Origin of the sequence: Pseudomonas sp. AD21 (assembly GCF_002878485.1) — a bacterium.
Taxonomy (GTDB): Bacteria; Pseudomonadota; Gammaproteobacteria; order Pseudomonadales; family Pseudomonadaceae; genus Aquipseudomonas.
This window is the reverse complement of the sequence record NZ_NQYG01000013.1, coordinates 87,429-112,274: the sequence shown is the minus strand read 5'-3', so window position 1 is coordinate 112,274 and position 24,846 is coordinate 87,429. Positions and strand designations below refer to the sequence as shown.

Annotated in this window: 30 protein-coding genes; 9 read left to right on the top strand and 21 right to left on the bottom strand. The window is 59.9% G+C overall.

Going from position 1 to position 24,846, the window contains the following annotated elements; genetic code table 11:
* The first annotated feature begins 240 nt into the window (after positions 1–240).
* Positions 241–552 carry a DUF3077 domain-containing protein gene (locus PseAD21_RS11205; RefSeq protein WP_178082120.1) on the top strand — a complete coding sequence of 104 codons (312 nt, stop codon included), beginning with the start codon at positions 241–243 and terminating at the stop codon, positions 550–552.
* Positions 553–714: 162 nt separating this feature from the next.
* Here PseAD21_RS11205 and PseAD21_RS11200 read toward each other — a convergent pair whose 3' ends face one another.
* Positions 715–2,556 carry a potassium transporter Kup gene (locus PseAD21_RS11200; protein ID WP_371859053.1) on the bottom strand — a complete coding sequence of 614 codons (1,842 nt, stop codon included), beginning with the start codon at positions 2,554–2,556 and terminating at the stop codon, positions 715–717.
* A 350-nt stretch (positions 2,557–2,906) separates the two neighbouring features.
* On the opposite strand from PseAD21_RS11200, the gene rimO reads away from it, so the two are divergent.
* The 5 genes from rimO to tsaA all read left to right on the top strand — a co-directional run bounded on the left by rimO (position 2,907) and on the right by tsaA (position 7,489).
* Complete coding sequence (rimO, locus tag PseAD21_RS11195) at positions 2,907–4,244, top strand: 30S ribosomal protein S12 methylthiotransferase RimO (protein WP_102355718.1); 1,338 nt, start codon at positions 2,907–2,909, stop codon at positions 4,242–4,244.
* A gap of 444 nt (positions 4,245–4,688) precedes the next feature.
* A complete protein-coding gene (locus tag PseAD21_RS11190) occupies positions 4,689–5,162 on the top strand; it encodes a GNAT family N-acetyltransferase (RefSeq protein WP_102355717.1) in 474 nt (157 codons plus the stop codon).
* A 190-nt stretch (positions 5,163–5,352) separates the two neighbouring features.
* Complete coding sequence (locus PseAD21_RS11185; RefSeq protein WP_102355716.1) at positions 5,353–6,063, top strand: rRNA pseudouridine synthase; 711 nt, start codon at positions 5,353–5,355, stop codon at positions 6,061–6,063.
* A gap of 73 nt (positions 6,064–6,136) precedes the next feature.
* A complete protein-coding gene (locus PseAD21_RS11180; RefSeq protein ID WP_102355715.1) occupies positions 6,137–6,604 on the top strand; it encodes a DUF1456 family protein in 468 nt (155 codons plus the stop codon).
* Positions 6,605–6,790: 186 nt separating this feature from the next.
* Positions 6,791–7,489, top strand: coding sequence for a tRNA (N6-threonylcarbamoyladenosine(37)-N6)-methyltransferase TrmO (gene tsaA, locus PseAD21_RS11170; protein WP_102355713.1), 699 nt, complete (start codon positions 6,791–6,793; stop codon positions 7,487–7,489).
* A gap of 169 nt (positions 7,490–7,658) precedes the next feature.
* Here tsaA and fpr read toward each other — a convergent pair whose 3' ends face one another.
* Positions 7,659–8,438, bottom strand: coding sequence for a ferredoxin-NADP reductase (gene fpr / locus PseAD21_RS11165; protein ID WP_007908723.1), 780 nt, complete (start codon positions 8,436–8,438; stop codon positions 7,659–7,661).
* A gap of 133 nt (positions 8,439–8,571) precedes the next feature.
* On the opposite strand from fpr, the gene PseAD21_RS11160 reads away from it, so the two are divergent.
* Entirely contained in the window at positions 8,572–9,498 is a 927-nt protein-coding gene (locus tag PseAD21_RS11160; RefSeq protein WP_025110814.1) for a LysR family transcriptional regulator, read from the top strand.
* Here the strand turns inward: PseAD21_RS11160 and PseAD21_RS11155 are convergent.
* The 3 genes from PseAD21_RS11155 to PseAD21_RS11145 all read right to left on the bottom strand — a co-directional run bounded on the left by PseAD21_RS11155 (position 9,495) and on the right by PseAD21_RS11145 (position 11,555).
* On the bottom strand, positions 9,495–9,857 hold the full coding sequence (locus tag PseAD21_RS11155) for a diacylglycerol kinase (protein WP_003222276.1): 363 nt from the start codon (positions 9,855–9,857) through the stop codon (positions 9,495–9,497). The two genes, PseAD21_RS11160 and PseAD21_RS11155, sit on opposite strands and share 4 nt — an antisense overlap.
* A 74-nt stretch (positions 9,858–9,931) precedes the next feature.
* The gene (erdR, locus tag PseAD21_RS11150; protein ID WP_095119237.1) at positions 9,932–10,582 is read right to left on the bottom strand and encodes a response regulator transcription factor ErdR; all 651 of its coding nucleotides are present in this window, start codon (positions 10,580–10,582) and stop codon (positions 9,932–9,934) included.
* Between the two features lie 223 nt (positions 10,583–10,805).
* A complete protein-coding gene (locus PseAD21_RS11145; RefSeq protein ID WP_102355712.1) occupies positions 10,806–11,555 on the bottom strand; it encodes a tRNA-uridine aminocarboxypropyltransferase in 750 nt (249 codons plus the stop codon).
* Between the two features lie 186 nt (positions 11,556–11,741).
* On the opposite strand from PseAD21_RS11145, the gene PseAD21_RS11140 reads away from it, so the two are divergent.
* On the top strand, positions 11,742–12,167 hold the full coding sequence (locus PseAD21_RS11140) for a PA3611 family quorum-sensing-regulated virulence factor (RefSeq protein ID WP_102355711.1): 426 nt from the start codon (positions 11,742–11,744) through the stop codon (positions 12,165–12,167).
* Here the strand turns inward: PseAD21_RS11140 and PseAD21_RS11135 are convergent, their stop codons facing one another.
* A complete protein-coding gene (locus PseAD21_RS11135; RefSeq protein WP_102355710.1) occupies positions 12,168–12,362 on the bottom strand; it encodes a hypothetical protein in 195 nt (64 codons plus the stop codon). It abuts the gene before it with no gap.
* 353 nt (positions 12,363–12,715) lie between these two features.
* On the opposite strand from PseAD21_RS11135, the gene PseAD21_RS11130 reads away from it, so the two are divergent.
* Positions 12,716–13,834: a TIGR00730 family Rossman fold protein gene (locus PseAD21_RS11130; protein WP_102355709.1), complete on the top strand. Its 1,119-nt coding sequence runs from the start codon at positions 12,716–12,718 to the stop codon at positions 13,832–13,834.
* Between the two features lie 55 nt (positions 13,835–13,889).
* On the opposite strand, the gene recX is transcribed toward PseAD21_RS11130, so the two are convergent.
* The 15 genes from recX to PseAD21_RS11055 all read right to left on the bottom strand — a co-directional run bounded on the left by recX (position 13,890) and on the right by PseAD21_RS11055 (position 24,833).
* Positions 13,890–14,360, bottom strand: a complete 471-nt coding sequence (recX, locus tag PseAD21_RS11125; protein WP_102355708.1) for a recombination regulator RecX — start codon at positions 14,358–14,360, stop codon at positions 13,890–13,892.
* Positions 14,361–14,368: 8 nt separating this feature from the next.
* Complete coding sequence (recA, locus tag PseAD21_RS11120) at positions 14,369–15,427, bottom strand: recombinase RecA (protein WP_102355707.1); 1,059 nt, start codon at positions 15,425–15,427, stop codon at positions 14,369–14,371.
* 83 nt (positions 15,428–15,510) lie between these two features.
* Positions 15,511–16,011 carry a CinA family protein gene (locus tag PseAD21_RS11115; protein ID WP_102355741.1) on the bottom strand — a complete coding sequence of 167 codons (501 nt, stop codon included), beginning with the start codon at positions 16,009–16,011 and terminating at the stop codon, positions 15,511–15,513.
* 67 nt (positions 16,012–16,078) lie between these two features.
* Positions 16,079–16,597, bottom strand: coding sequence for a lysis system i-spanin subunit Rz (locus PseAD21_RS11110; protein WP_102355706.1), 519 nt, complete (start codon positions 16,595–16,597; stop codon positions 16,079–16,081).
* Positions 16,576–17,142, bottom strand: coding sequence for a glycoside hydrolase family 19 protein (locus tag PseAD21_RS11105; RefSeq protein ID WP_102355705.1), 567 nt, complete (start codon positions 17,140–17,142; stop codon positions 16,576–16,578). The genes PseAD21_RS11110 and PseAD21_RS11105 overlap by 22 nt, the downstream gene beginning before the upstream one ends.
* Positions 17,143–17,175: 33 nt before the next feature.
* Entirely contained in the window at positions 17,176–17,430 is a 255-nt protein-coding gene (locus PseAD21_RS11100; RefSeq protein WP_102355704.1) for a hypothetical protein, read from the bottom strand.
* Positions 17,430–18,590: a hypothetical protein gene (locus PseAD21_RS11095; protein ID WP_102355703.1), complete on the bottom strand. Its 1,161-nt coding sequence runs from the start codon at positions 18,588–18,590 to the stop codon at positions 17,430–17,432. The genes PseAD21_RS11100 and PseAD21_RS11095 overlap by 1 nt, the downstream gene beginning before the upstream one ends.
* Positions 18,591–18,608: 18 nt before the next feature.
* Positions 18,609–19,055, bottom strand: coding sequence for a phage tail assembly chaperone (locus tag PseAD21_RS11090; protein WP_102355702.1), 447 nt, complete (start codon positions 19,053–19,055; stop codon positions 18,609–18,611).
* Positions 19,056–19,943 (bottom strand): phage tail protein, encoded by an 888-nt coding sequence (locus PseAD21_RS11085; RefSeq protein ID WP_102355701.1) that lies wholly within the window; start codon positions 19,941–19,943, stop codon positions 19,056–19,058.
* Entirely contained in the window at positions 19,943–20,416 is a 474-nt protein-coding gene (locus PseAD21_RS11080; RefSeq protein ID WP_102355700.1) for a phage tail assembly chaperone, read from the bottom strand. The genes PseAD21_RS11085 and PseAD21_RS11080 overlap by 1 nt, the downstream gene beginning before the upstream one ends.
* Complete coding sequence (locus PseAD21_RS11075) at positions 20,416–21,339, bottom strand: hypothetical protein (RefSeq protein ID WP_102355699.1); 924 nt, start codon at positions 21,337–21,339, stop codon at positions 20,416–20,418. The genes PseAD21_RS11080 and PseAD21_RS11075 overlap by 1 nt, the downstream gene beginning before the upstream one ends.
* A gap of 22 nt (positions 21,340–21,361) precedes the next feature.
* Positions 21,362–21,928 carry a tail fiber assembly protein gene (locus tag PseAD21_RS11070; RefSeq protein ID WP_102355698.1) on the bottom strand — a complete coding sequence of 189 codons (567 nt, stop codon included), beginning with the start codon at positions 21,926–21,928 and terminating at the stop codon, positions 21,362–21,364.
* 8 nt (positions 21,929–21,936) lie between these two features.
* Entirely contained in the window at positions 21,937–23,031 is a 1,095-nt protein-coding gene (locus PseAD21_RS11065; RefSeq protein ID WP_102355697.1) for a phage tail protein, read from the bottom strand.
* Between the two features lie 138 nt (positions 23,032–23,169).
* A complete protein-coding gene (locus PseAD21_RS11060; RefSeq protein WP_102355696.1) occupies positions 23,170–23,685 on the bottom strand; it encodes a phage tail protein in 516 nt (171 codons plus the stop codon).
* A complete protein-coding gene (locus PseAD21_RS11055; RefSeq protein WP_102355695.1) occupies positions 23,682–24,833 on the bottom strand; it encodes a phage tail protein in 1,152 nt (383 codons plus the stop codon). Before PseAD21_RS11055 ends, PseAD21_RS11060 begins: the two co-directional genes overlap by 4 nt.
* Positions 24,834–24,846: the final 13 nt, after the last annotated feature.

The following is a 24,846-nucleotide window of genomic DNA, read 5'->3' as shown; positions in this document are numbered from 1 at the left end:
CTCCGGACGTCGCTGACCCATTCAGCGATCGGGCTTGGTAACCCGGTGGAATAAGGCGCAACAGCGCACCCGACACGACTCAGGCGAAACCCGTCCGAGCCCCTGTGTTATGGCAGCTGTGCGTGGGACGCTTTCGGGCGTGCCGGTTTCCTTGATTCCCCGGTTTACCAACCTGCGCACAGCTGCCACCCATTCGCTTGGTATCGGATGCGGCAGCTCTCGAAATCAAGGGAACTGACAATGAACAATCCATCTGATCTTAAAACCATCGGCTTCACCCCCTTCCTCTACAACTCGGATCAAGCGTTCTTCAACGTCCGCTCCGGCATCCCGATCATCGATGCCTTGTCGCAATCCTCCGACCTGCTATCCCTCGCCAAATCCTTCGCAGAAGACGCTGCCTTCATCAGAGACACCGACCGCCATGCCTGGGCCGCGCATTACCTGACGGTGATGGGCAAAGCCTTGATTGATGATGTGATTCAGGCGTTGATCCCACGACCTGCGCGCACGAAGACCGAGCCTGAAGCAGAGATACCTGAAAGCTTGTAGAGGTTTGAAGATCAAAAGATCGCAGCCTTCGGCAGCTCCTACATTGGAATGCGAAACCTGTAGGAGCTGCCGAAGGCTGCGATCTTTTGATCTGAAGTTGCCGCCCACAAAAAACCCCCCGCCAGCCACAAGGCTGACGGGGGCTTCTGCTATAACGCGAAGTTACATTTCTACCTGCGTCCCCAACTCAATCACCCGGTTCAGCGGCAGATTGAAGAACCTCAGGTTGCCGTTGGCGTTCTTCAACATGAACGCAAACAGCGCCTCACGCCAACGGGCCATGCCTTCGAGTTTCGAGGCGATCACCGTTTCGCGGCTGAGGAAGTAGGTGGTACGCATCGGGCTGAAGTCCAGGTCATCCAGATGGCACAGCTTCAGCGCCTGCGGCACGTCCGGCTCGTCGGTGAAGCCGAAGTGCAGGATCACCCGGAAGAAGCCTTCGCCGTAGGAGTCCACTTCAAAGCGCCGCGCTGGCGGTACACGCGGGATGTCTTCGTAGACCACCGTCAGCAACACCACTTGCTCATGCAGCACCTGGTTATGCAGCAGGTTGTGCAACAGCGCGTGCGGCACGGCGTCGGAGCGCGCGGTGAGGAACACCGCAGTGCCCTGCACCCGGTGCGGTGGTTGCACGCGGATGCTGCTGATGAAGATCGGCAGCGGCAGCGCGCCTTCGTCGAGTCGCTCGACCAGCAATTGCTTGCCGCGTTTCCAGGTGGTCATCAGCACGAACAGCGCAATACCGGCGATCACCGGGAACGCACCACCCTGGACGATCTTCGGTACGTTGGCGGCGAAGTACAGACCGTCCACCAGCAGGAAGCCGATCAGCACAGGCACCGCAAGGATCGGTGGCCATTTCCACAGCAGCAGCATCACCGCCGACACCAGAATGGTGGTCATCAGCATGGTGCCGGTCACCGCCACGCCGTAGGCCGAAGCCAGAGCGCCTGAGGATTCGAAGCCGAGCACCAGCAGCACAACGCCGACCATCAGCGACCAGTTCACCGCGCCGATGTAGATCTGGCCCTGCTCATCGCTGGAGGTGTGCTGGATGTACATGCGCGGGATGTAGCCGAGCTGGATCGCTTGACGCGTCAGGGAGAACGCGCCGGAAATCACCGCTTGCGAGGCGATAACAGTGGCCAGGGTCGACAGCCCCACCAGCGGAATCAGCGCCCAGCTTGGCGCCAGCAGGTAGAACGGGTTACGCGCCGCTTCCGGATTGTCCAGCAACAGAGCGCCCTGACCGAAGTAGTTCAGTACCAGCGCCGGCAGCACCAGCAGAAACCACGCACGGGCAATCGGCTTGCGGCCGAAGTGGCCCATGTCGGCGTACAGCGCTTCGGCACCGGTCAGCGCCAGCACGACCGCGCCGAGGATCGCCACCCCCATGCCGGCATGCACCATGAAGAAGCGCACCGCCCACACTGGGTTCAGCGCATGCAGCACTTCCGGGGTGTGGCTGATGCCATACACACCGAGGGCACCGAGGACGAGGAACCAAGTGACCATGATCGGCCCGAACAGAATGCCGATCCGTGCCGTACCGTGACGCTGAATCAGAAACAGCGCCACCAGCACCACCAACGACAGCGGCACTACCCAGTGATCGATGCCATCAAACGCCAGGCCCAGACCTTCGATCGCCGACAACACGGAAATCGCCGGGGTGATCATGCTGTCGCCATAAAACAGCGCCGCACCGATCAGCCCGCAGACCACCAGCAATGAACGCAGCTTCTTGCGCCCGCCCGCCGCGCGACGCGCCAGCGCGGTGAGTGCCATGATCCCGCCCTCACCCTGGTTGTCGGCGCGCAGGACGAACATCATGTATTTGATCGACACGACCCAGATCAGCGACCAGAAGATCAACGACAGAATGCCCAGCACCCCATCGTGATTGACGGGCACGCCATAGCCGCCGGAAAACACTTCTTTGAGGGTGTACAACGGGCTCGTGCCGATGTCGCCGTAAACCACCCCGACTGCCGCAACCAGCATGCTCAGCGGTTTTGCAGCCGAATGCTCGGCGCCCGCCGCCTGACTACTTGCCTGACCCATCCAACACTCCTACTTCTCAGAACCGGCTTCTTTGAATGAAGCACTATGCTTTGTGGTGCAGCATGCGCTGTTTTACCTGTTGTTACAGACGTTTTGTTGACTGTAAAAAATTGGTAAAGCTCAACGGCGCGAAGCATAGCGCAGCACTCGTCGTATTTCCCTGCATAAAGCTGGTCAAGTGCGTTGCTCATCGCTAGAATTGCGCACTTTTTGATCAGAGGCGCACCCTAAGCGCCCATCCGTCGGCTTTCCCACACGGCAAGCGACGTCACAAGATACCGAGGTTAGACATGTCCACCACTCCTGCGCCGGCCAATCCAAAGGTTGGCTTTGTATCTCTGGGTTGCCCGAAAGCACTGGTCGACTCCGAGCGCATCCTGACCCAGCTGCGCATGGAAGGCTATGACGTGGTGTCCACCTACCAGGACGCCGACGTGGTTGTGGTCAACACCTGCGGCTTCATCGACTCGGCCAAGGCTGAGTCGCTGGAAGTGATCGGTGAAGCGATCAAGGAAAACGGCAAGGTGATCGTCACCGGTTGCATGGGCGTGGAAGAAGGCAACATCCGCGACGTGCACCCGAGCGTGCTGGCCGTGACCGGCCCGCAGCAGTACGAGCAAGTGGTCAATGCCGTGCACGAAGTCGTGCCGCCGCGTAAAGATCACAACCCGCTGATCGACCTGGTGCCGCCGCAAGGCATCAAGCTGACCCCGCGCCACTACGCTTATCTGAAGATTTCCGAAGGCTGCAACCACAGCTGCTCGTTCTGCATCATCCCGTCGATGCGCGGCAAACTGGTCAGCCGTCCGGTCGGTGACGTGCTCGACGAAGCCCAGCGTCTGGTCAAATCCGGCGTTAAAGAGTTGTTGGTTATTTCGCAAGACACCAGCGCTTATGGCGTTGACGTGAAATATCGCACCGGTTTCTGGAACGGCGCGCCGGTGAAAACCCGCATGACCGAACTCTGCGAAGCGCTGAGCACCCTCGGTGTCTGGGTGCGTCTGCACTACGTTTACCCGTACCCGCACGTTGACGAACTGATCCCGCTGATGGCCGCCGGCAAGATCCTGCCGTACCTGGACATCCCGTTCCAGCACGCCAGCCCGAAAGTCCTGAAGTCGATGAAACGCCCGGCGTTCGAAGACAAGACCCTGGCGCGGATCAAGAACTGGCGCGAAATCTGCCCGGACCTGATCATCCGTTCGACCTTCATCGTCGGCTTCCCGGGCGAAACCGAAGAAGACTTCCAGTACCTGCTGAACTGGCTGACCGAAGCCCAGCTCGACCGCGTCGGCTGCTTCCAGTACTCGCCGGTGGACGGCGCTCCGGCCAATGATCTGGATCTGGAGATCGTTCCGGACGACGTCAAGCAAGACCGTTGGGATCGCTTCATGGCGCACCAGCAGGCGATCAGCTCGGCCCGTCTGCAGATGCGCATCGGCCGCGAGATCGAAGTGCTGGTGGACGAAGTCGACGAGCAAGGCGCGGTCGGCCGCTGCTTCTTCGACGCTCCGGAAATCGACGGCAACGTGTTTATCGATAACGGCAGCAATTTGAAGCCGGGCGACAAGGTCTGGTGCAAGGTGACTGATGCTGACGAATATGATCTGTGGGCTGAGCAGATCTGATCTGATCTGAACGTCAAAAGCCCCTCACCCTAACCCTCTCCCAGAGGGAGAGGGGACTGATCGAGGTGTTCTTTCGAATTACACCGACCTGAACGTTCGAGTCGAACTCAGGTTTTGAACAGCATGAAGATCAGCTCCCTTCTCCCTCGCGCTCTCCCAGAGGGAGCGGGGACTGATCGAGGTGTTCTTTCGAATTGCGGCGACCTGAAATATCGAGTCGAACTCAGGTTTTGAACAGCATGAAGATCAGCTCCCTTCCCCCTCGCCCCCTCTGGGGGAGAGGGTTGGGGTGAGGGGGAGAGTTCTTGCTGGCGACAGAGATAGCCAGCCAGACACCGCAACAAATACAGAAAGCCCCGCTCTTTTTACAAGATGCGGGGCTTTTTTACGGCTATCGTTTAGCGGGGGACGGACTCCCTTGAAACGGACAAGAGGCAGACGGGCATGCGTCACCATTCGGTCATCCATACGCCGAAACTCAGCGATTATCAGGAACTGACCCGGGTCTGGGAGGCCTCGGTTCGCGCCACCCATGATTTTCTGCCGGACAGCTATATCGAACTGCTGCGTAATCTGGTGCTCACGCGTTATCTGGATGCGGTGATGTTGATCTGCACCAAGGACGCCAATCAGCGCATTACCGGGTTTGCCGGTGTTGCGGCGGGCAAAATTGAAATGCTGTTCATCGATCCGGATTATCGGGGGCAGGGCTTGGGCAAGAAACTGCTCAACTACGCGATGCAGCACCTGAATGCCGATGAACTCGACGTCAACGAACAGAATCCGCAAGCGCTGGGCTTCTATTTCAAGCAGGGGTTCGAAGTGATCGGCCGCTCGGAGGTCGATGGCATGGGCCAACCGTATCCGTTGTTGCATATGCGTTTGCGACAAAATCAGCAACGCTCAGGCAACGGCTGACACAACACAACCCCATGTAGGAGTGAGCCTGCTCGCGATGCAGGCGCCGCGGTCAGTCAGATACACCGCGGTGATGCAATCGCCAGCAGGCTGGCTCCCACAGGGAATTGCGAACAGCCTGAAAATGGAACCGGGCTTAACCGGCGCCAGGCAGGTACAATGCCCACCCCTTTTTTGTTACGGCCCTGTCATGACTGACCCGATTCGCCTCTCCAAACGCCTCATCGAACTGGTCGGTTGCTCCCGCCGGGAGGCCGAGCTGTTCATCGAGGGCGGCTGGGTCACCGTGGACGGCGAAGTGATCGACGAACCGCAGTTCAAGGTCGGCGACCAGAAGGTCGAGCTCGACAAGGACGCCAAGGCCACCGCACCAGAGCCGGTGACCATCCTGCTCAACGCGCCGGCCGGCATGGGCATCGAGGCCGCCATGCAGTCACTCAGCGCCGAGACCCTCAGCGAAGAGCACCGCTACGGCAAACGTCCGTTGCGCGGGCACTTCCTGCGCCTGACCGCCAGTGCCGATCTGCAGGCCAAGGCCAGCGGGCTGCTGGTGTTCACCCAGGACTGGAAAATCCTGCGCAAGCTCACCGCCGACGCCGCCAAGATCGAGCAGGAATACGTGGTCGAAGTTGAAGGTGACATGGTCGCCCACGGCCTCAATCGCCTGCAGCACGGCCTCACCCACAAGGGCAAGGAGCTGCCGCCGGTCAAAGCCAGTTGGCAGAACGAAAACCGCCTGCGCTTCGCCATGAAAAACCCGCAGCCGGGAATCATCGCGCAGTTCTGCGAAGCGGTCGGCCTGAAAGTCATCGGTATTCGCCGGATCCGCATCGGCGGTGTGTCGATCGGCAAGGTCCCGGTCGGCCAATGGCGCTACCTGTCCGGCAAAGAGAAGTTCTAAGACTTCCCCTGCCGCCACACATTCCGGCAGCGCGCCTGCGCGTTGCCCACAACGAAATATCAGGATTGCCCACATGGTTCATAACGACGTACTGCGCAGCGTGCGCTACATGCTCGACATCAGCGACAAGAAAGTTGTCGAGATCATCAAACTCGGCGGCATGGAAGTAGCGCTCGCTGACGTGGTGACCTGGCTCGACAAGAAAGAAGAAGACGAAGAAGGCTTCGTGCGTTGCCCGGACGAAGTCATCGCGCACTTCCTCGACGGCCTGGTGGTCTTCAAGCGCGGCAAGGACGAAAGCCGTCCGCCACAGCCGATCGAAGTGCCGGTGACCAACAACATCATCCTGAAAAAGCTGCGCGTGGCGTTCGAGCTGAAAGAAGACGACATGCACGCGATCCTCAAGGCTGCCGAGTTCCCGGTGTCCAAGCCTGAGCTGAGTGCGCTGTTCCGCAAGGTCGGCCACACCAACTACCGCCTGTGCGGCGACCAGTTGCTGCGCAACTTCCTCAAGGGCCTGACCCTGCGCGTTCGCGGCTGATCACGAATTCAGCTTTAAACCAGCGGTGCGGCTTTCGCGAGCAGGCTCGCTCCCACAAGGGCTTTGTGTACACCACCAATCCATTGTGGGAGCGAGCCTGCTCGCGAAGGCGGACTGACAGCCAACACCGCACTTGAAGCCCTGCGGGTTATCATCCCCACCTCGCTCCTGCCTCGACTCCAGACCATGACTTACAGCGTCTCCCCCATCGGTTTCGTGCGCTCCTGCTTCAAGGAGAAGTTCGCCATCCCACGCCAACCGCAACTGGCCCCCGCCGCCCGTGGCGTGCTGGAACTGGTAGCACCGTTCGATCAGGGTGACGCCGTGCAAGGTCTGGATCAGGTCAGCCATGTCTGGCTGCTGTTCCTGTTTCATCAGGCGCTGGAAGATAAACCACGGCTGAAAGTGCGCCCACCACGCCTGGGCGGCAACAAGTCGATGGGCGTGTTCGCCACCCGCGCCACCCACCGCCCCAATGGCATCGGCCAGTCAGTGGTGAAGCTGGACAAGGTTGAGGTCAATCGGCTGTTCATCTCGGGGATCGACTTGCTCGACGGCACGCCGATTCTCGACATCAAACCCTATGTGCCTTACGCCGACATCATCGCTGACGCCGCCAACAGCATCGCCAGCGCGGCGCCACAACTAATCGACGTGCAGTGGACCGACGCCGCGCTGCAACAGGCGCACGGACATGCACAGCGCCTTGGCGAGCCTTTGGTCGAGTTGATCGAGCAGTGCCTGGCTCAAGATCCGCGTCCGGCGTATCAGACGCCGGCGCCGGAGCGTGAATATGGCGCGCAGTTCTGGGACCTGGACGTGCGTTGGCATTACCCGACGCCCGAGCAGATCCGGGTGCTGGAAGTGATTCCCGCCACGGCGTAAACCCCGGAAACGAAAAAGCCCGCGTTGCCTTCTCAGGCAACGCGGGCTTTTTAATGCAATACAAATCAATGTGGGAGCGAACCTGCTCGCGAAAGCGGTCTGTCATTCACATGTGCATTGAATGACACAATGCCTTCGCGAGCAGGCTCGCTCCCACAGGTATTTCGTTTTACTTCTCGACGAACGCACGCTCGATCAGATAGTCACCCGGCTCGCGCATACGCGCCGAGATCTTCAGGCCGAAGCTGTCGAGCACTTCGCTGGTCTCGTCGAGCATGCTCGGGCTGCCGCAGATCATCGCGCGGTCGTCCTGTGGGTTGATCGGTGGCAGACCGATGTCGCTGAACAGCTTGCCGCTGCGCATCAGGTCGGTCAAACGGCCCTGGTTCTCGAACGGCTCGCGGGTCACGGTCGGGTAGTAGATCAACTTGTCACGCAACGCTTCACCGAAGAACTCGTTCTGCGGCAGGTGCTCGGTGATGAATTCGCGGTAGGCGACTTCGTTGACGTAACGCACACCGTGAACCAGGATCACTTTTTCAAAGCGCTCGTAGGTTTCCGGGTCCTGAATCACGCTCATGAACGGCGCCAGGCCAGTACCGGTGCTCAGCAGGTACAAGTGCTTGCCCGGGTTCAGGTCGTCGAGAACCAGGGTGCCGGTAGGCTTCTTCGAGATGATGATCTCGTCGCCTTCCTTCAAATGCTGCAGCTGCGAGGTCAGCGGGCCGTCCTGCACCTTGATGCTGAAGAACTCCAGATGCTCTTCCCAGTTCGGGCTGGCGATCGAGTAAGCGCGCATAAGCGGGCGGCCGTTGGGCTGTTGCAGGCCGATCATCACGAACTGACCGTTCTCGAAGCGCAGGCCCGGATCGCGGGTGCACTTGAAGCTGAACAGAGTGTCGTTCCAGTGATGAACACTGAGGACACGCTCGTGGTTCATGTTGCTCATGTACGTTTGACTCCTGGAGATTGGGTCTGCGCTGGCTTTTGAAGGCGACGGTGCGCAATTGCATCGCATTCTAATAGCGACGACAATATCTGTTAACTGGATTATTAAGATAAGGGTTATCGGTTATATCGATATGCGATTTACTCTCCGTCAACTGCAAGTCTTCGTCGCCGTCGCCCAGCAGGAAAGCGTATCCCGTGCTGCGGGTCTGCTCAACCTCTCGCAATCGGCAGCAAGCACCTCAATCACCGAACTGGAGCGCCAGTCCAGCTGCCAGCTGTTCGATCGCGCCGGCAAACGCCTGAGCCTCAACGCCCTCGGCAAACAGTTGTTGCCACAAGCGGTGGCCCTCCTCGACCAGTCCAAGGAAATAGAAGACCTGCTCAACGGCAAATCCGGTTTCGGCTCGCTGTCGGTGGGCGCCACCCTGACCATCGGCAATTACCTGGCGACCCTGTTGATCGGCGGCTTCATGCAGCGCCATCCGGAAAGCCAGGTAAAACTGCACGTACAGAACACTGCCAATATCGTGCATCAGGTCGCTCACTACGAAATTGATCTGGGTCTGATCGAAGGCGATTGCAGCCACCCGGACATCGAAGTGCAGAGCTGGGTCGAAGATGAGCTGGTGGTGTTCTGCGCGCCGCAACATCCGCTGGCCAAACGCGGCAGCGCGACCATGGAGGAGCTGACCCATGAGGCGTGGATTCTGCGTGAACAAGGCTCTGGCACGCGACTGACCTTCGATCAGGCCATGCGGCACCATCGCAGTGCGCTTAATATCCGTCTGGAGCTGGAGCACACCGAAGCGATAAAGCGCGCGGTGGAATCAGGGCTGGGGATTGGCTGCATCTCGCGGCTGGCGCTGCGCGATGCGTTCCGGCGCGGCAGTCTGGTGGCGGTGGAAACGCCGGACCTGGATCTGTCCCGGCAGTTCTACTTCATCTGGCACAAGCAGAAATACCAGACCTCGGCCATGCGTGAGTTTCTCGATCTGTGCCGCGCTTTCACCGCCGGGGTCCAGCGCAGCGACGAGATCGTTTTGCCGAGTATCGCTTAAAGCAGAATCACCGCCCACACCAGGGCGATCATGCTCAGGGCCACGAATTGCGCAGCGCTGCCCATGTCCTTGGCGTTCTTCGACAGCGGGTGCAGCTCCAGGGAGATGCGGTCGATGGCCGCTTCTACCGCCGAGTTCAGCAACTCGACGATCAGCGCCAGCAGGCAGACGGCGATGAGCAAGGCCTGTTCGACGCGGCTGACATTGAGGAAGAACGTCAGCGGAATCAGCACCACATTGAGCAGCACCAGTTGGCGGAACGCCGCTTCGCCGGTGAAGGCTGCGCGCAGGCCGTCCAGCGAGTAACCGGAAGCGTTGAGGATGCGTTTCAGGCCGGTCTGGCCCTTGAAAGGTGACATAAAGTAAAAACCAACCAAAAAGGAGTGGGAAAGCTAGATCAACAAAAGTCAAAAAAGCGTGAAGACGCCAGCCATTATTGGCTCGGAATTGACTCAAGTTGTTGCAGAAGTAATGCCGCTTGTGTCCGGGTACGCACATTCAGCTTGCGAAAGATCGCCGTGACGTGGGCCTTGATGGTCGCTTCGGACACGCTCAGCTCATAGGCAATCTGCTTGTTCAGCAAGCCTTCACAGACCATGGTCAATACGCGGAACTGCTGCGGGGTGAGGCTGGCCAGGCCATCGCTGGCGGCTTTGGCTTCGTCGGAAACGCTGACCGCTTCGAACGCCTGCGGTGGCCAGAACACGTCGCCATCGAGCACTTTGCGCACCGCTTCCTGAATCACGCTCAGGTCGCTGGACTTGGGAATGAAGCCGCTGGCGCCGAACTCCCGGGACTTGACCATGACCGAGGCTTCTTCCTGGGCCGAGACCATCACCACCGGGATCTGCGGGTATTGTCCGCGCAGCATGACCAACCCGGAAAAACCGAAAGCACCGGGCATGTTCAGGTCCAGCAGGACCAGATCCCAGTCAGCCTTTTCGGTCAGGCGCGCTTCCAGTTCGGCGATGCTCGCCACCTCCACCAGCCGTACATCCGGGCCAAGGCCCAGCGTCACCGCTTGATGCAGTGCGCTACGAAATAGAGGGTGATCATCGGCAATCAGGATGTCGTATGTGGCCATTTTTCAAATGATCCTGTTTTTGATGGCAGACCCGACGCATTCGGGCCTCACCAAAGCAACTCAAGAGACCAGCGTAAAGCGGTCTCCACAGGGGCACGTTCAACGCCAATCACTTGCAAACACGGCGTTTCAAACCTTGGCCGCACCCTAATCGGCGCCAAGCATGCCCAGCGAAGCCGGGGTGGTCAAGCAGCACGGCCGCCGCGGTGTGAAGTATGGGCCACTATGGGGCCAACACCGCTTGCGGCTTTCGTATATAAGGCAACAACTCGGCGTGGGCCGGGGTCGACTCGTTCATGTCCAACTGTTGTTTGGCGCCCAGATAATGCTGGCTGAACACATCGAAATAAGCGTCCAGTGCTGAAGCGGCGTCGCTGTCCCCCGCCAACTCCAGGCACAACGCTGCGACTTCGGCGGTGCACAGGTGCTCGCTGCGGGTGGAACGGCGCAGGCGATAGCGCGAGAGTTTGTCGGGCAGCAGGCTGAGTATCGGCAAGCGATCGAAATACGGACTCTTGCGGAAGATTTTGCGCGCCTCGGTCCAGGTCGCATCCAGCAGGATGAACAGCGGACGCTTGCTGCTATCGGCAGCGACGGTGTTGGTCACCCGCGACGGCTCGACGTATTCGCCGGGAAACACCAGGTACGGCTGCCATTGCGGGTCATTGAGCAGTGCCAGCATCTGCGGGTCAGGCTCGGTGCGCGACCAGATGAACGCGTGGTTGTCGCGCACCACATCGGCAATCAGCCAGCCGGTGTTACTCGGTTTGAACACTTCCTTGCCGGTCATGATCAGGCACACGCCGGAACGGGTTTCGACCGTCGGTCGCCAGGCGCACAGGCAATGGCTGATGATCACCCGGCAATCGCGGCAACGCTCGGAGCGAAAACCACGGGCCTGAATCGGCTTGATACCCTCGTCCTCGCGCTGATCGCGCAAGCGGGCTACGGCGTTGGGGGCATGATGGGTCACGGGCAACGCCCCACAGCAGGGAAACTCGACACGCACAGCACTCGGCAAGGCAATAAAGGCCGGCAGTTTAACAGAGCGGCGAGCGCAAACCTGTACCCTCCCGACCGGCTCCCCTATAATCCGGCGCCACTGAACGCACAGCCACGGGGCTGGTCGAACCACCAGTCACTGAATCAGGAGAGTTTCATGCTGCGCCTTATCGTTCCTACCGCGGCCATCGCACTGGCTTTGTCCTTCAGCGCACAAGCGGCGTCCCTGAAAGAGCAGAATCTGAACAAAGAACTGCGCAACATCGCCGAACAAAGCAGCGTCGGCACGCCACGGGCGATCAACGAAGACATTCTCGATCAAGGCTACACCGTTGAGGGCGTTACCCTGATCAACCACCTGAGTGTGCAGGCAAGCCACGCCGAAAAGATGCGCTCTGATCCAAAAGCCGTGTATTTCCAGCTGGGAGCTTCGGTGTGCAATAACCCGTCGTACCGCAAGCTGATGGCCAAGGGCGCGATCATGCGTTACGACTTCTCTGAATATAAAACCAACAAGGCCATCGGCTCGGCCAGTTATCAGGATTCCGACTGCCCGAAAGCGGCCCCGGCGAAGAAGAAGTAATCACCCGGTATTGGCGCGCCGCTGTTCATCCTCGGCGCGCAATTCGGCCACCAGGGCCTGCAAGTAGCGAGAACGTCGCTCTCCACCTGCCAACCGACGGCAGCACTCCTCTTCGAGACTCACTTGATTGGTCTCGGCTGACGCTTTCAGCATCCGATACAACTGCGTATCGATTTCCAGAATCACTCTGGCCATCTATCCCGCCTCCTTGCCACCCACGAATCCTTGAAAAGCGCGCACCTTGTGAACGGTTGCTGACCTAAAGCTGTCGTACGGTGCCTGTAAGTTAGTAAATCAGAGCGATTGCTCTACGGCGTACGTTCGGACGAGCGGTGAACTTCCTTTGCCAATCGACAAGCAACGGTTGCCAGAAAAGACGTCGCGGCGTAATGATCAACTCAGCGCAATGGCTCGCGAGGGTCTAGATTCAAAGTATTCCCGATCACCTGTTCACGGCAGAAAAAGGAGCTGCCGAGTGTGTGTTATTTGCAGCGCGGCACTGACGCCGCACGTCAGGGCCACAAGCTCTGTGCAGAAGGAGACGTTGAATGCCTTACCAACCGAATGACCTGCTCAGCCGTCATTTTCAGGAAAGCGGCCCCGACCTCATCAGCAAGGTCGAAGAACAACTCAACCAGGTTTCCCCCAATAGCCCGAACCTGCCGATTTATCGCGACATGATCCTGACCGTGCTGCGCATGGCTCAGGAAGATCACAACCGCTGGAACGCCAAGATCACCCTGCAAGCCCTGCGCGAACTGGAGCAGGCGTTCCGGGTGCTGGAACAATTCAAGGGACGACGCAAAGTCACCGTGTTCGGCTCGGCGCGCACGCCGATCGAGCATCCGCTGTATGCAATGGCCCGGGAACTTGGCGCGGCCCTGACGCGCTCGGACATGATGGTCATCACCGGTGCCGGTGGCGGGATCATGGCCGCCGCACACGAAGGCGCCGGTCGCGATCACAGCCTCGGGTTCAATATCACCCTGCCCTTCGAGCAACATGCCAACCCGACAGTGGACGGCACCGGTAACCTGCTGCCGTTCCATTTCTTCTTCACCCGCAAGCTGTTCTTCGTCAAGGAAGCCGATGCACTGGTGCTCTGCCCTGGCGGGTTCGGGACCCTGGACGAGGCACTGGAAGTACTGACTCTGATCCAGACCGGAAAAAGCCCATTAGTGCCGGTGGTGTTGCTGGATACACCCGGCGGAACGTTCTGGCAGGGCGCACTGGACTTCATTCGCCAGCAACTCGAAGACAATCGCTACATCCTGCCCACCGACCTGAAACTGATGCGGCTGGTCTACAACGTCGATGAGGCCGTGGAGCAGATCAATCAGTTCTACAGCAACTTCCACTCCAGTCGCTGGCTCAAGCGCCAGTTCGTGATTCGCATGAATCACAAACTCAGCGACCAGGCGCTGGAGCATATGCAGGAAGCTTTCGCCGACCTGTGCCTGAGTGACCAGTTCCATCAACACGCCTACAGCGGCGAGGAACACGACGAAGCGCAGTACAGCCATCTGGTGCGGTTGGCCTTCGCGTTCAATGCCCGGGATCACGGCCGACTCAGGGAGCTGGTGGATTACATCAATCTCCCGGAGAACTGGGCCCACACCAAACCGCAGACCACACAACGTACACGTGAGCCATCCAAGGTAATTTGAAGGCAAAAAAAAACGGCCCGCTATTTTCATAGCGGGCCGTTTTTAGTGAAGCGTCTTAATCGTCCATCCCTCTGCCGCTGAACAAGCGGTTGATCATCTCCATCGAAAAGCCCCGATACGCGAGGAACCGGCCTTGTCTGGCCCGCGCCTTGGCATCAATGGGCAACTGCCCGGAGAATTTTCGCTGCCACGTATCCCGAAGCTGCCCCTGCCAGTCGATACCGCTTTCGCGCAGGGCGAGTTCGATATCGGCGCGCTGCAAACCGCGCTGGCCCAACTCTTCGCGAATACGCAAAGGGCCGTAGCCGGAACGGGCACGGTAGGAAACAAAACTTTCAAGATAACGGGCTTCGGAAAGCAGCCCCTCTTCCGTCAAACGGTCGAGGGCTGTTTCGATCATCTGCGCCTCAGCGCCACGCTGACGCAGTTTGCGCGTCAGTTCGACTCGACCGTGCTCGCGTCGAGCGAGCAGGTCCATGGCGGTTCGCCGCACCGCGACGAGGGTATCGAGTACGGCGGTGGTCATCGCTGCGATCAGATATCAGCGTCAGCCAGGTCGTCTTCGGTCTCTTTGACCGCAGAAGCCTTGGAGTCAGCGATCACTGCTGGTGTCAGCAGTTTGTCACGCAGTTGCTTCTCAAGCTTCGCTGCGACTTCCGGGTTGTCTGCCAGGAACTTGGCCGAGTTGGCCTTGCCCTGACCGATCTTGGTGCCTTCATAGGCATACCAGGCGCCGGACTTCTCAACGAAACCGTGCAGCACACCCAGGTCGATCATCTCGCCATTGAGGTAGATGCCTTTGCCGTAAAGAATCTGGAACTCGGCCTGACGGAACGGCGAAGCCACCTTGTTCTTCACAACCTTGACGCGGGTTTCGCTACCAACCACTTCGTCGCCTTCCTTCACCGCGCCGGTACGGCGGATGTCGAGACGGACCGAAGCATAGAACTTCAGCGCGTTACCACCAGTGGTGGTTTCCGGGCTGCCGAACATCACGCCGATCTTCATGCGGATCTGGTTGATGAAGATCACCAGGCAGTTGGCGTTCTTGATGTTACCGGTGATTTTACGCAGCGCCTGGGACATCAGACGAGCCTGCAGGCCCACGTGCATGTCACCCATTTCGCCTTCGATTTCAGCCTTCGGTACCAGAGCGGCCACGGAGTCGACGATGATCACGTCTACGGCGTTGGAGCGCACCAGCATGTCGGTGATTTCCAGTGCCTGCTCGCCGGTGTCCGGCTGGGAAACCAGCAGGTCGTCGACATTGACGCCCAGTTTGCCGGCGTACTCAGGGTCGAGGGCGTGTTCGGCGTCGACGAATGCGCAGGTCGCGCCGGCTTTTTGAGCCTGGGCGATCACGGACAGTGTCAGCGTGGTTTTACCGGAGGATTCAGGACCGTAGATTTCAACAATACGGCCTTTTGGCAGACCGCCGATGCCGAGTGCGATGTCCAGCCCCAGAGAGCCAGTGGAAATGGCCGGGATCGCCTGACGGTCCTGATCGCCCATACGCATTACGGCACCCTTGCCGAATTGACGTTCGATCTGACCCAGGGCCGCAGCCAAGGCTTTCTTCTTGTTGTCGTCCATTAAAGTCCTCACGTAATCAATAAGGCCTGACGGCCAACACCTGTATAAGTAGCCAGTATTATTCCACAGCGTTCGCGGATCGCCTACCCCTGATTTTCGATTTCTCGTGCCGCTAGTCGCAACAGCCCCTCTAGCGCGGCCTTCACCGTTTGTCGGCGGACTTCGTCGCGGCCACCTGAGAAGTGCTGGACCTCGCTGGAAACCGCATCGCCCACGCCCCAGGCCAGCCACACGGTGCCCACCGGTTTGTTCGGTGTGCCGCCGTCAGGGCCGGCCACGCCGCTGACCGCCACGGCAAACCGCGCCAGGCTGTGCTTCTGCGCGCCACGCACCATCGACTCGACCACCTCGCGACTGACCGCCCCCACCGTGCCGAACAATTCGGCAGGGACATTCAGTTGCTGGGTTTTCTGGCGGTTGGAGTAGGTCACGTAACCGGCCTCGAACCAGGCCGAACTCCCCGGAATCCGCGTGATCGCTTCAGCAATCCCGCCACCGGTGCAGGATTCGGCAGTGGTGACGTGGGCATTGAGCAATTGCAGACGTCGGCCAAGGTCGGCGGCCAGTTGAGTGATCTCTTTCACGGTGCGCTCCGGATCGGGTGGAATACCTTCACCGTACACGAGCCGGTTGCGCTTTCAATACACAGACTCATTCAAAATGTTCAGGCGCCAGCGCTCTGACATAGGCCTGACACGCCTGCAGGGCAATCAGTCCACGGTCGCCGGTGTCGGTGATGGCGATAATTCGTTGAGCATGCGCCGGGTCAAGTCGGGCGCGTACGGTTGCATGATCCACGCCGCCGGGGCCGGTGGTGGCTGGCACCCCGCAGCCTTGGGCAGCGTCGCCTGCGTCGATAAGGACTGACAGGCGCAGATCAGCAGTGGCAAGACGATCGCGCAGGCGATCCTGATCACGTTGGACATCGCTCATGGCTCGATAGTGGGTTTGTTCACTGGCGGCGAGGCGTTGCTCGAGGGCCAGACGCTTGTCCTGCTCAGCCTGCTGCGCGGTGGCGGCGGCCGAGGTCAGTTGATTGAGGGTGTCGGCCTGCAGTCGCGCCTGCTCGGCCAGTTGGCGGCCATAGCGCCAGTCCTGAACGTGCCAGGCCAGCGCGGCCGCAATCACAGCCAACGACAGAACGCCGATTACGCGCCAGGAGATGGACATAGCACTGCCCTCGCCCGCGCCCAGATGTCGAGGCGATCCTGCAAGCCATTCAACCCGCCGTTGATCCGGCGGGTGATGCTGTTGAACTGCTCGCGATCCGCCAGTTCGTTCAAGCCGTTCAGCTCCCAGAACCATGCGGCGGATTCCGCCGCCCATTGCGGCTGCTCCAGCAACTCCGGCAGCGACAGCAAGCGTTCGTCACCGAACAGGCCGAGACTGCACTGACGATAATTGCTGCGACCGGTGATCTGGATCAGCCCGCGACCGCGATACTTCTGGCCGTCGCCGTCCGCCTCCGGGGTGTTGCCCAATCGAAGCGCCAACGTGCCAGTGTCGTATTTGCTCAGATACTGGTTGTTGCCCAGCTCCCGCACGTACTGCAATTGGCCCGACTCGTGGCCGATTTGCGCGAGAAATGCAGCGACACGCTTGGGCGTATCAATGCAATGGCTGGCCATGGCGCTGTTGAGCGCAGAAACAAAAACGCCCGCTTGGCTGCGGGCGTTGGGCATGATGGTTTTAAGGTTGTCTTCTGTAATTTGCATAATGCGTAATCCTCCCTGGATGTTCCGATTGAATCATGGTTGAGCGCTAATACCCGCCAGCCATTTTTTTGCCAGAGTTGTCAGGGTGTTGTTCGGTGCCGCGACTATGGGGGCCGCGAACACCCAGCCGAGAGTGCCGAAGTTGGCGCTCCAGTCGATTTGCGGTAACGGTGTCATGTCACTGATGTCGGCCCACAGCAGATCCGGATGGAACATCTCGGCCATGTTGCCGTCAGTCGAAAACAGTTCGACCACGGTGTTGTTGACGATACGTGCGTAGGTTTTCATCAGGCGTACTCGTAGATGATTACGGTGCCAGCGGCTCCGGAAGCACCCGGCCTGCCTGGTTGGCTGGGGGCGTTGGCAATGCCGCCAGCCCCGGAACCGAACCCGGAGCCAGGTGCCGCGATTGCTCCCTGCGCACTGCTGGCAACACCACCACTGCCCAAGGGCGAGTTGGCACCATGCCCGGCCAAGGTCGACGCGTTGATGGATATACCTGTCGAACCGGCAGATCCGGCCATGTTGACGATGTTTCCACCTTTCGCAGCCTGGCCCGGATACCCACCGACATACAGGCCGGTCCCTGGGAAGCTGGTGTAACCCAACGAGGTCGAACCCGCACCGCCAGGCGCTGAAACCAGCGATCCCAAAGAGCTGGTTCCGCCCGCTCCGGCGTCGGTTGCGATCAAGCCTGCGGCGCCACCCCCCCCAACTGTGACGATCTGACTGGCTCCCACCGTTGCGGCCGAAAGCCAGGCTTCTGCGTAACTGCCAGAAGCCCCTCCACCAGCAAGCGAATACTGGGAAGCGGCTGTGCCAACAATGCCTGCACTCCCGCCCCCGCCACCGACCACTTTCACCCACACATTCTTCATGCCCGCTGCGGGTACGTAAGTACCGGACGCAGTAAACGTCTTAATGCCCAGTAACCGTCCGGTGAGGCCATTGCCACCGCTGGCATACACCAGCACCCAACTGTCCAGCGCCGCGCTGTAAACCACCGAACACACACTGCCGGCAACCACTTCGGCCGGGCGCAAGGCGCTCATTGCCAGACTCACCAGCGGCTTTGGCAGCAAGCCATTCGGGGCAAACGTACTCACCCCCGAGTTGGCGTTGCCGGCAGTAAAGCGCAGCGCCAAACCGTCCCTCAACGCCGTGATGGCCGGCACGTAGTTGGCCATGTACAGATTGGCCGCACCGATGTCTGCAGCATGCTTGTCTTCACCGGCCTGACTGATTTTTTTCAGCGCCTGCACCAGTTGCGTGGAGTCGATTTCGCTCGGTTCAAGCCCTGCGGATTTGACGACGTTCAACAGCTCATCGGTAACACTATTGCCCCAAGTTGCCGGGATCAACGATCCCGGCAACCCAGCAACAACATCTTCATTGACGAACTTGCCATTCACCAGCCCGACGCTGGGAACACTTTTTGGGTAGTCCATTTCAACATCCTTGAAGACTTAGACCACAGCAGCCAACCACTGCGGCGCTACCGGCCGATGCTCGCTGAACGGAAAGAAGGAGCCTTGCGGCCAGTCACGCAACTCACGGCGATAGGTTTGCAATTGCGCGTATTGCTCGGTGGTCAGCGTGGTACCGCCGCCGTCCTCCAGCTCATCGCGGTCACGGGCCACCAGACCGTCGGTGGCGGCCAGTTGCGCCGTGCGCCAGGAACGCTCGGCGTCAGCGGCTTCATCCGGCGAGGGTGGCGGCGGATCGACCAGAATCGGATAGCCGTTATCGGCACTCACGCCAATCATTTTTGGAGTGACCGCCAATTGCTGCAGCAGCGAGATCCAATAGCCCTGAGGAATTTCAATAACGTCGTCGGGAATATCCGTCGAGTTGATACCCGGCACATACGCGCTCCGGGTGCTGGCGCTGAACAAAACATTGAACGGGTTCATTCAATACCCCTTTGCAAAATAGTTCACAGACCAACCTGCGCTCACTTGAGCGGCAGCATTGCGAATTCTCAGCGTGCAGCCCTGCTGGTTGTATGCGATCACAGCAACCATCGCCGCATCGCCTCCCGAATGGGTTGCCACCAGCGAGAAATAGCCCCTTGGGAACGGGATCGGAAATGTCACGTACACATTGCCCTCGGCATTCGACATTCCCGAGCCCCACTGATCGATATTGCCGCTGGCATGTTTCTGATATCCGGGGTTGCTCACCAGTCCGGAAAACAGCGCGGCATACTTCAGACTGGCCGTGCCATGAACCGTCCAGATGCCGTTCTCTTTGACAACGTTGGCACTCTCGCCGCTGTTCATCACAATCGAGGTCAAATAGGCGCCTTGCGGGCTTATTTGTGTGCCACTCATGCAAGCGACGGTGATCACGGCATTACTGCGACAGTGAAAGCCGATCGTCGCACCGTTAGGGACCGTGGTGATATCCGGCAAGGTTACGGTGTACGCCGAGTTTCCCCCCAGACCAATCGCCCAGCCCACATCCGCTGCCGTCAGTTGCGTCGCGGCAGACACACCACGCGCCCCGGCGTAATTGCCCAGCGCGCGCTGGACAAACTCAGACGTTGCTGCCGAACGGCTGGCATCGAATGGTGCAGCCGTCTGGAACAATTGGTTGCTGCGCAGAGCGCCGAGCAATTGAGTATTCGACGCCTCACTTGGCGTCAGCCCCCCGGCCCGCACCACCCCGAGGATTTCCTGGGTAACACCGTTGCCCCAACTGGCAGGAATCAAAGAGCCCGGCGAGCCTTTGATCGGGTCTTCATCAACAAACTTTCCGTTCACCAGACCAGCGCTGGGAACACTATTGGGATAATCCATTACTTTTCTCCTGCTCTGAAAGCGAGCCATGACGGGGTCGAGGGTCGGGAAACTGTCGAAGGAAAATGACTTGAATCAGGCCAGTCGCGCAGCGCCTGGCGGTACTCCAGCAGTTCCAGATACTGCGCAGCCTTGAGCGTCGTCCCGCGCCCCAGTTCCTGCTCATCGCGATGCCGTGTCACCCACCATTCGGTGGCTGCCAGGCTGGACTGGCGCCAAGTGCGCGCGGCCGCCAGAGGCTCTTGCTCCGCGACAACGGTTTCATGGGTAACGGCCGGACTTTCCATTGCCGGCAACGTTGCAATCTCAGGGCGCAGTTCACCGATGGGCGCGCCGATTTCGATCTGCATGTCGCCCGGCACCTGCACCATCGTCTCGACGAAAGCGGGAGCAAACAGTTGGGTGATCGCGTAGTCACCGGTGTCGATCACCTCGACCGCGACACCGTTTTCCACTCGTGCATAACGGGCCATTACTCGTACTCCCAGATTTCACAGAAGGCGTCACCGCCAGCACCGCTGACGACTGACGCCGAAGCGTTGACCGAGCATGAACCGCTGCCACCCGAGCCACGGATGCCGGCGTTGCCGGCCGTGTTGGATCCGGTAAAGGATGCCCCGCCGTCGAAGGGGCTCGGAGCCCCGCAACCTGAGAGCAATCCCCAATTGGCGTTGCTCATCCCGAACCCACCCGTGATACCGCGAGCGCTGCACAAATTGCCGCCGGTAATCGCTCCGCCCACCCCGCCCTGGATAAATCCGGATGAAGTACCGGTGACCACGACCGCCAGTTTCTGCCCGCCACCGCCGCCCGAAACACTCATGTAGGCGCCAAACGAAGCGCCACCACCCGCCAGGCCTGTGGTGTTGCTGACGACACCACCGGCGCCCAGCGAAACCGGTACGCCGGCGAGCATTTGTGCGGTGACGTCATACAGGCTTTCCGCGTAAGCACCGGAACCGCCACCGCCGCCAAGGATTTGATTACCTGCCGGCACAGGCGTACACCCACCGCCAGACCCTCCCGCCCCCACCAGCCGCACACGAATCCGTCTGGCCCTGGGATTGGGTTTGTAAACCGTGATCCCGACCGTCTCGATCTGCCGGACCGCCAACAACCGGCCCACCGCATCGGTGATGCCGTACCCGGCCAAGGTGGTCGGGGTATTTTTCAGTTTGCTGAAGTCGACCAGCGCACCGATGGCCGTTGCCAACTGATCCGTCCTGGCTTCATCAGGCGTCAGCCCGGCAGCTTTGATCGCGTTGAGAATTTCCTGCGTGACGCTGTTGCCCCACGCGGCGGGGATCAACGATCCCGGTGAACCGGCCACCGGGTTTTCATCGACAAAACCGCCGTTGACCAGGCCGACGCCGGGAATACTTTTTGGATAATCCATTGCATTGCTCCCTGTGCTGCAATCAGTTGGCTACGCCTGCGCCGGGGGCGACCGGCCAAGTGATTTCATCGGGGAACCCGGCCTGTTTTTCGATACGGTTCAGCTCGACGCTGTAGAGCTTCCATTCGATCAGCAGCAGTAGTTCGTCATGGTTGGCATCGCCGATGTCTTCGGCGTATTGCAGCGGCGCGATGCGCAGGACGGCGTCGCGAAGGAGAACGTCGCGCTGGTCGAGAGATTGTTGTCTGACGCTCGCCAAGCGAGCCTGCTCATCCAGCACCCAGACGCTGTCGCGCCAGATGTGGAACTCACCAGGCCATGGCTGTGCGGTCAGGGTTTCTGGCAATTCACCCAGCTCGGTCCAGATCTGTTGAGCACCGCCATCCTTGCGATAAACCATGCCCCGGCGGTCAATCACTTCACGTGGTACACCGTTGATCAGCGCCCAGCTGCGACCGGCTTCCGGCTCAGGCAACTCGTACGCCAGCTCAACGGCATTGCCCGGCAACTGGACACCGATGCCCGGCGTGGCGATGAACTCGACAGGCCCGGACAGAGCGCCCGAACCATCAAATAGATAATTGAACATAGAGTGCCTCAGATGAGTTTGATGCGGCCGGGATAGGCCATGTTGCGAGGGCGGGATTTGAAGGCGTACAGCAGAGTCGCTGCCGGATCCATTTGGTAACTTGTATTCACTGGATAAATCGGGCCGCCATTACTCAGCCCCGAAATATATTGAGGTTCCTCTCGAGTATCTGCCCCGACCGCTGTCAGGCTGTCCGTCCAGCGTGATCCGACGGCGCCGCCGCCATTCGCCCCCATTGCATACGAGTGCGTCGACCCAGGCTGAAACGTACCCATCGCACGCCCGGAATCCACACCCCGACCTTCGTCCAGAACCCGCAGGAACTCCCCTCGCCCATCGGGGCCGCGAAACGTCGTCGCACCGTCACCAGTGGTCCATTTGCCCTCGGTGCTCGCCCGAAAGGCTTCTGCACCCAACATCCCTGATTGTTGGGCGTGATCCCACAGCCATGGCCACTCGGCGCGCTTCATGACGGTGCCATTGAGTGCACCGTATCCGCCGGGGCTGAGCATGATGGTCGTCTCGAAAAACGGCCGGCCCAGTGGAGTGTTATCAAAGCGCCCGACCGGCCACCAACTGCCGGCGCCATCGCTGCGCAAATGCCACCAGTCGCCGCCGCCCATCAATACGAAAAATGGATAGCCGCTGGCCGCCAGATGCGTATGAAAGCGGATGCGATCCGTGCCCGATGCCTGGATGACCATGCGATTGCCGCTGTTGTCCACTCGCCGAACAATCACGTCGCGCACACCGAGTGCGGCGCTGGCCGGCGGTAGCAGCAAGGTCACAGGACCCGGGCTGCCATCGATCAGGACGAGGCCGAGTTCGGCGTCGCTCAGCGTTTTCGACGCAGCCAGTCGAGTGATGACCGAACGCATCGGACTTGTGCTGCCGATAATCGACTGAATTGCCTTGAACAACTGCCCGGTATCCGCCTCGGCAGCCACCAGACCGCCGCCGGTAATCACACTCAGGATCTCCTGAGTCACGCTGTTGCCCCACACCGCTGGAATCAACGAACCCGGGGTTCCTGCCACCGGGTTTTCATCGACGAAGCGGCCATCGACCAGGCCGACGCTGGGGACGCTTTTTGGATAATCCATAGGTCTTTCGTTCCTCTGAAATAACAAATGAACCGCGTCGTCAGGCTCACTACTGAGAGCCCGATAGCGGTCTGTTTTCTGAAAATAAAAAGCCCACGGCGAAGTGGGCTTGGGTGCTGCAGAACCAAGGTTTGGCGACTAGCGGTTTTCGCTGCCGAGCAATTCGCGAATCGCCGCCAATGCGTCATCGCCAGCACTGCGCGCCAGATCGAGATTGCCTTTAGCTGCATGCGCGCGGATCTGGTTTTTGGCCTTCAGGCGCAAGGTGCGCAGGGTCAGCAGATGGTCGGTGAGCTGATCGGCCTTGCTCAGGATCTGCTCGGCAGCCTGTTTGGCCGTGCGACCTTTGACCACCCATGCTGCGACTGACAACGGCACTTCCTTTTTTGGATAACCGGCGTCCTGATAAGCCTGCGCGTCGGCAGCGGCCTGCGCATACTCCATGGCTTTGAGCGGGTCGCCAGCCAAAGCGGCGCGTGCACTGTCAGCCGCCGCGTCGACTTTGGAACACAGCTGCTCGGCTTCCTGCAGTTCCAGCTCAGCGACTCTGGAGGCATTCAGCTGCCATTTTTCTCCATCCCAATCATGGGCACTGGACGGCTGGGCCGGACGCAAGCCTTCCTCGAACTGATGCAGCTCTTGAATGATGATCATCGGATCAACTCCCAGGAAAAATTCACATTCACCGCCGCAGCGAAGTTGACCGCGATGCCATTGGCATAATCGGCCGGACCGACACTTTTGAGCCCCATGCTGAACAGCAATTCGTCACTGGCGGCAGTGCCTGCGCCCCAGGTGTGTTCGGCCTGATAGGCCTGCCACAGCGAGCGCAATTCGTTGTGATCGAAGCTGGCGGTCAATGTCGACACCGTTGTATCGCTGACCACGTTGCTGGAAAAAATCAGCGCCGCGCCACCGGGCGTTGCCCAGCCATCCCAGTTGTTGGACGTACCGACGGTCGGGTTCAGGTAGCAGTAGTTACCCCCCAACCATCCGGTCGGCGCAAAGTTCACGCTGGTAATCCCGGTCGGATGTGGCGTCGGGTTACCCACCACCAGCCGCGCCGCACGGGCGTGCGGATCAAGTGGCAGATAAACCACGCCATTGCCATTGACCGTCTGCGTCCACGACAACCGACTGCGGTTGTAGATGGCTCTGACAGTGGGTATCGAACCCGGCCCCGCCGTGACGACCCACGCCAGGCAGAGATCCAGTGGCGTCGACTGGAAGCCGCCACCCGCCGCACCATTGACCGTGCCCTTCAAGCCTTCCGGGGTAGCGTCATAGACCGTGCCGCGCTGCATGTAAAAAGTCAGCGCGCCCCCCATGACCTGCGCCCGCAAAAAGTAACCGGAGCTTGGCAGCAGATCGGGGCTGCTCCACACCTGGGTGGTGAACGTACGCGCACGCCCCAACTGCCCGGCCACCACCTCCTGACCAAGGCTGATCAGCACACCGGCCGGTATCGATACCCGCCCGCCACCCGTGGAAACCGCTGCCGGAGTGATCGCCAGACGACCGTCCGGCGTCGCCACCGTCGCGGTCGGCAAAGAGCCGATCGGCAACGCCGAATCCAGATTCCAGCCCTTGGCCGAAACGCTCTGAATCGCCTGCAGCAACTGATCGTATTTCTTCTCGTCCGGGGTCAGATCCCCGGCCTTGATCACGTTGATGATTTCCTGCGTAACACCGTTGCCCCAATCTGCCGGAATCAACGATCCCGGTGTTCCCATCAGCGGGTTTTCATCGACAAACTTGCCATTCACCAGACCGGCACTGGGCACACTGTTCGGATAATCCATCCCGTCACTCCTT

Bases quoted from the DNA above. Each gene is read 5' to 3' on its own strand.
- PseAD21_RS11205 (WP_178082120.1), top strand. From the start codon at position 241: ATGAACAATCCATCTGATCTTAAAACCATCGGCTTCACCCCCTTCCTC.
- PseAD21_RS11200 (WP_371859053.1), bottom strand. From the start codon at position 2,556: ATGCTGGTTGCGGCAGTCGGGGTGGTTTACGGCGACATCGGCACGAGC.
- rimO (WP_102355718.1), top strand. From the start codon at position 2,907: ATGTCCACCACTCCTGCGCCGGCCAATCCAAAGGTTGGCTTTGTATCT.
- PseAD21_RS11190 (WP_102355717.1), top strand. From the start codon at position 4,689: ATGCGTCACCATTCGGTCATCCATACGCCGAAACTCAGCGATTATCAG.
- PseAD21_RS11185 (WP_102355716.1), top strand. From the start codon at position 5,353: ATGACTGACCCGATTCGCCTCTCCAAACGCCTCATCGAACTGGTCGGT.
- PseAD21_RS11180 (WP_102355715.1), top strand. From the start codon at position 6,137: ATGGTTCATAACGACGTACTGCGCAGCGTGCGCTACATGCTCGACATC.
- tsaA (WP_102355713.1), top strand. From the start codon at position 6,791: ATGACTTACAGCGTCTCCCCCATCGGTTTCGTGCGCTCCTGCTTCAAG.
- fpr (WP_007908723.1), bottom strand. From the start codon at position 8,438: ATGAGCAACATGAACCACGAGCGTGTCCTCAGTGTTCATCACTGGAAC.
- PseAD21_RS11160 (WP_025110814.1), top strand. From the start codon at position 8,572: ATGCGATTTACTCTCCGTCAACTGCAAGTCTTCGTCGCCGTCGCCCAG.
- PseAD21_RS11155 (WP_003222276.1), bottom strand. From the start codon at position 9,857: ATGTCACCTTTCAAGGGCCAGACCGGCCTGAAACGCATCCTCAACGCT.
- erdR (WP_095119237.1), bottom strand. From the start codon at position 10,582: ATGGCCACATACGACATCCTGATTGCCGATGATCACCCTCTATTTCGT.
- PseAD21_RS11140 (WP_102355711.1), top strand. From the start codon at position 11,742: ATGCTGCGCCTTATCGTTCCTACCGCGGCCATCGCACTGGCTTTGTCC.
- PseAD21_RS11135 (WP_102355710.1), bottom strand. From the start codon at position 12,362: ATGGCCAGAGTGATTCTGGAAATCGATACGCAGTTGTATCGGATGCTG.
- PseAD21_RS11130 (WP_102355709.1), top strand. From the start codon at position 12,716: ATGCCTTACCAACCGAATGACCTGCTCAGCCGTCATTTTCAGGAAAGC.
- recX (WP_102355708.1), bottom strand. From the start codon at position 14,360: ATGACCACCGCCGTACTCGATACCCTCGTCGCGGTGCGGCGAACCGCC.
- recA (WP_102355707.1), bottom strand. From the start codon at position 15,427: ATGGACGACAACAAGAAGAAAGCCTTGGCTGCGGCCCTGGGTCAGATC.
- PseAD21_RS11110 (WP_102355706.1), bottom strand. From the start codon at position 16,597: ATGTCCATCTCCTGGCGCGTAATCGGCGTTCTGTCGTTGGCTGTGATT.
- PseAD21_RS11105 (WP_102355705.1), bottom strand. From the start codon at position 17,142: ATGCAAATTACAGAAGACAACCTTAAAACCATCATGCCCAACGCCCGC.
- PseAD21_RS11100 (WP_102355704.1), bottom strand. From the start codon at position 17,430: ATGAAAACCTACGCACGTATCGTCAACAACACCGTGGTCGAACTGTTT.
- PseAD21_RS11095 (WP_102355703.1), bottom strand. From the start codon at position 18,590: ATGGACTACCCAAAAAGTGTTCCCAGCGTCGGGCTGGTGAATGGCAAG.
- PseAD21_RS11090 (WP_102355702.1), bottom strand. From the start codon at position 19,055: ATGAACCCGTTCAATGTTTTGTTCAGCGCCAGCACCCGGAGCGCGTAT.
- PseAD21_RS11085 (WP_102355701.1), bottom strand. From the start codon at position 19,943: ATGGATTATCCCAATAGTGTTCCCAGCGCTGGTCTGGTGAACGGAAAG.
- PseAD21_RS11080 (WP_102355700.1), bottom strand. From the start codon at position 20,416: ATGGCCCGTTATGCACGAGTGGAAAACGGTGTCGCGGTCGAGGTGATC.
- PseAD21_RS11075 (WP_102355699.1), bottom strand. From the start codon at position 21,339: ATGGATTATCCAAAAAGTATTCCCGGCGTCGGCCTGGTCAACGGCGGT.
- PseAD21_RS11070 (WP_102355698.1), bottom strand. From the start codon at position 21,928: ATGTTCAATTATCTATTTGATGGTTCGGGCGCTCTGTCCGGGCCTGTC.
- PseAD21_RS11065 (WP_102355697.1), bottom strand. From the start codon at position 23,031: ATGGATTATCCAAAAAGCGTCCCCAGCGTCGGCCTGGTCGATGGCCGC.
- PseAD21_RS11060 (WP_102355696.1), bottom strand. From the start codon at position 23,685: ATGATCATCATTCAAGAGCTGCATCAGTTCGAGGAAGGCTTGCGTCCG.
- PseAD21_RS11055 (WP_102355695.1), bottom strand. From the start codon at position 24,833: ATGGATTATCCGAACAGTGTGCCCAGTGCCGGTCTGGTGAATGGCAAG.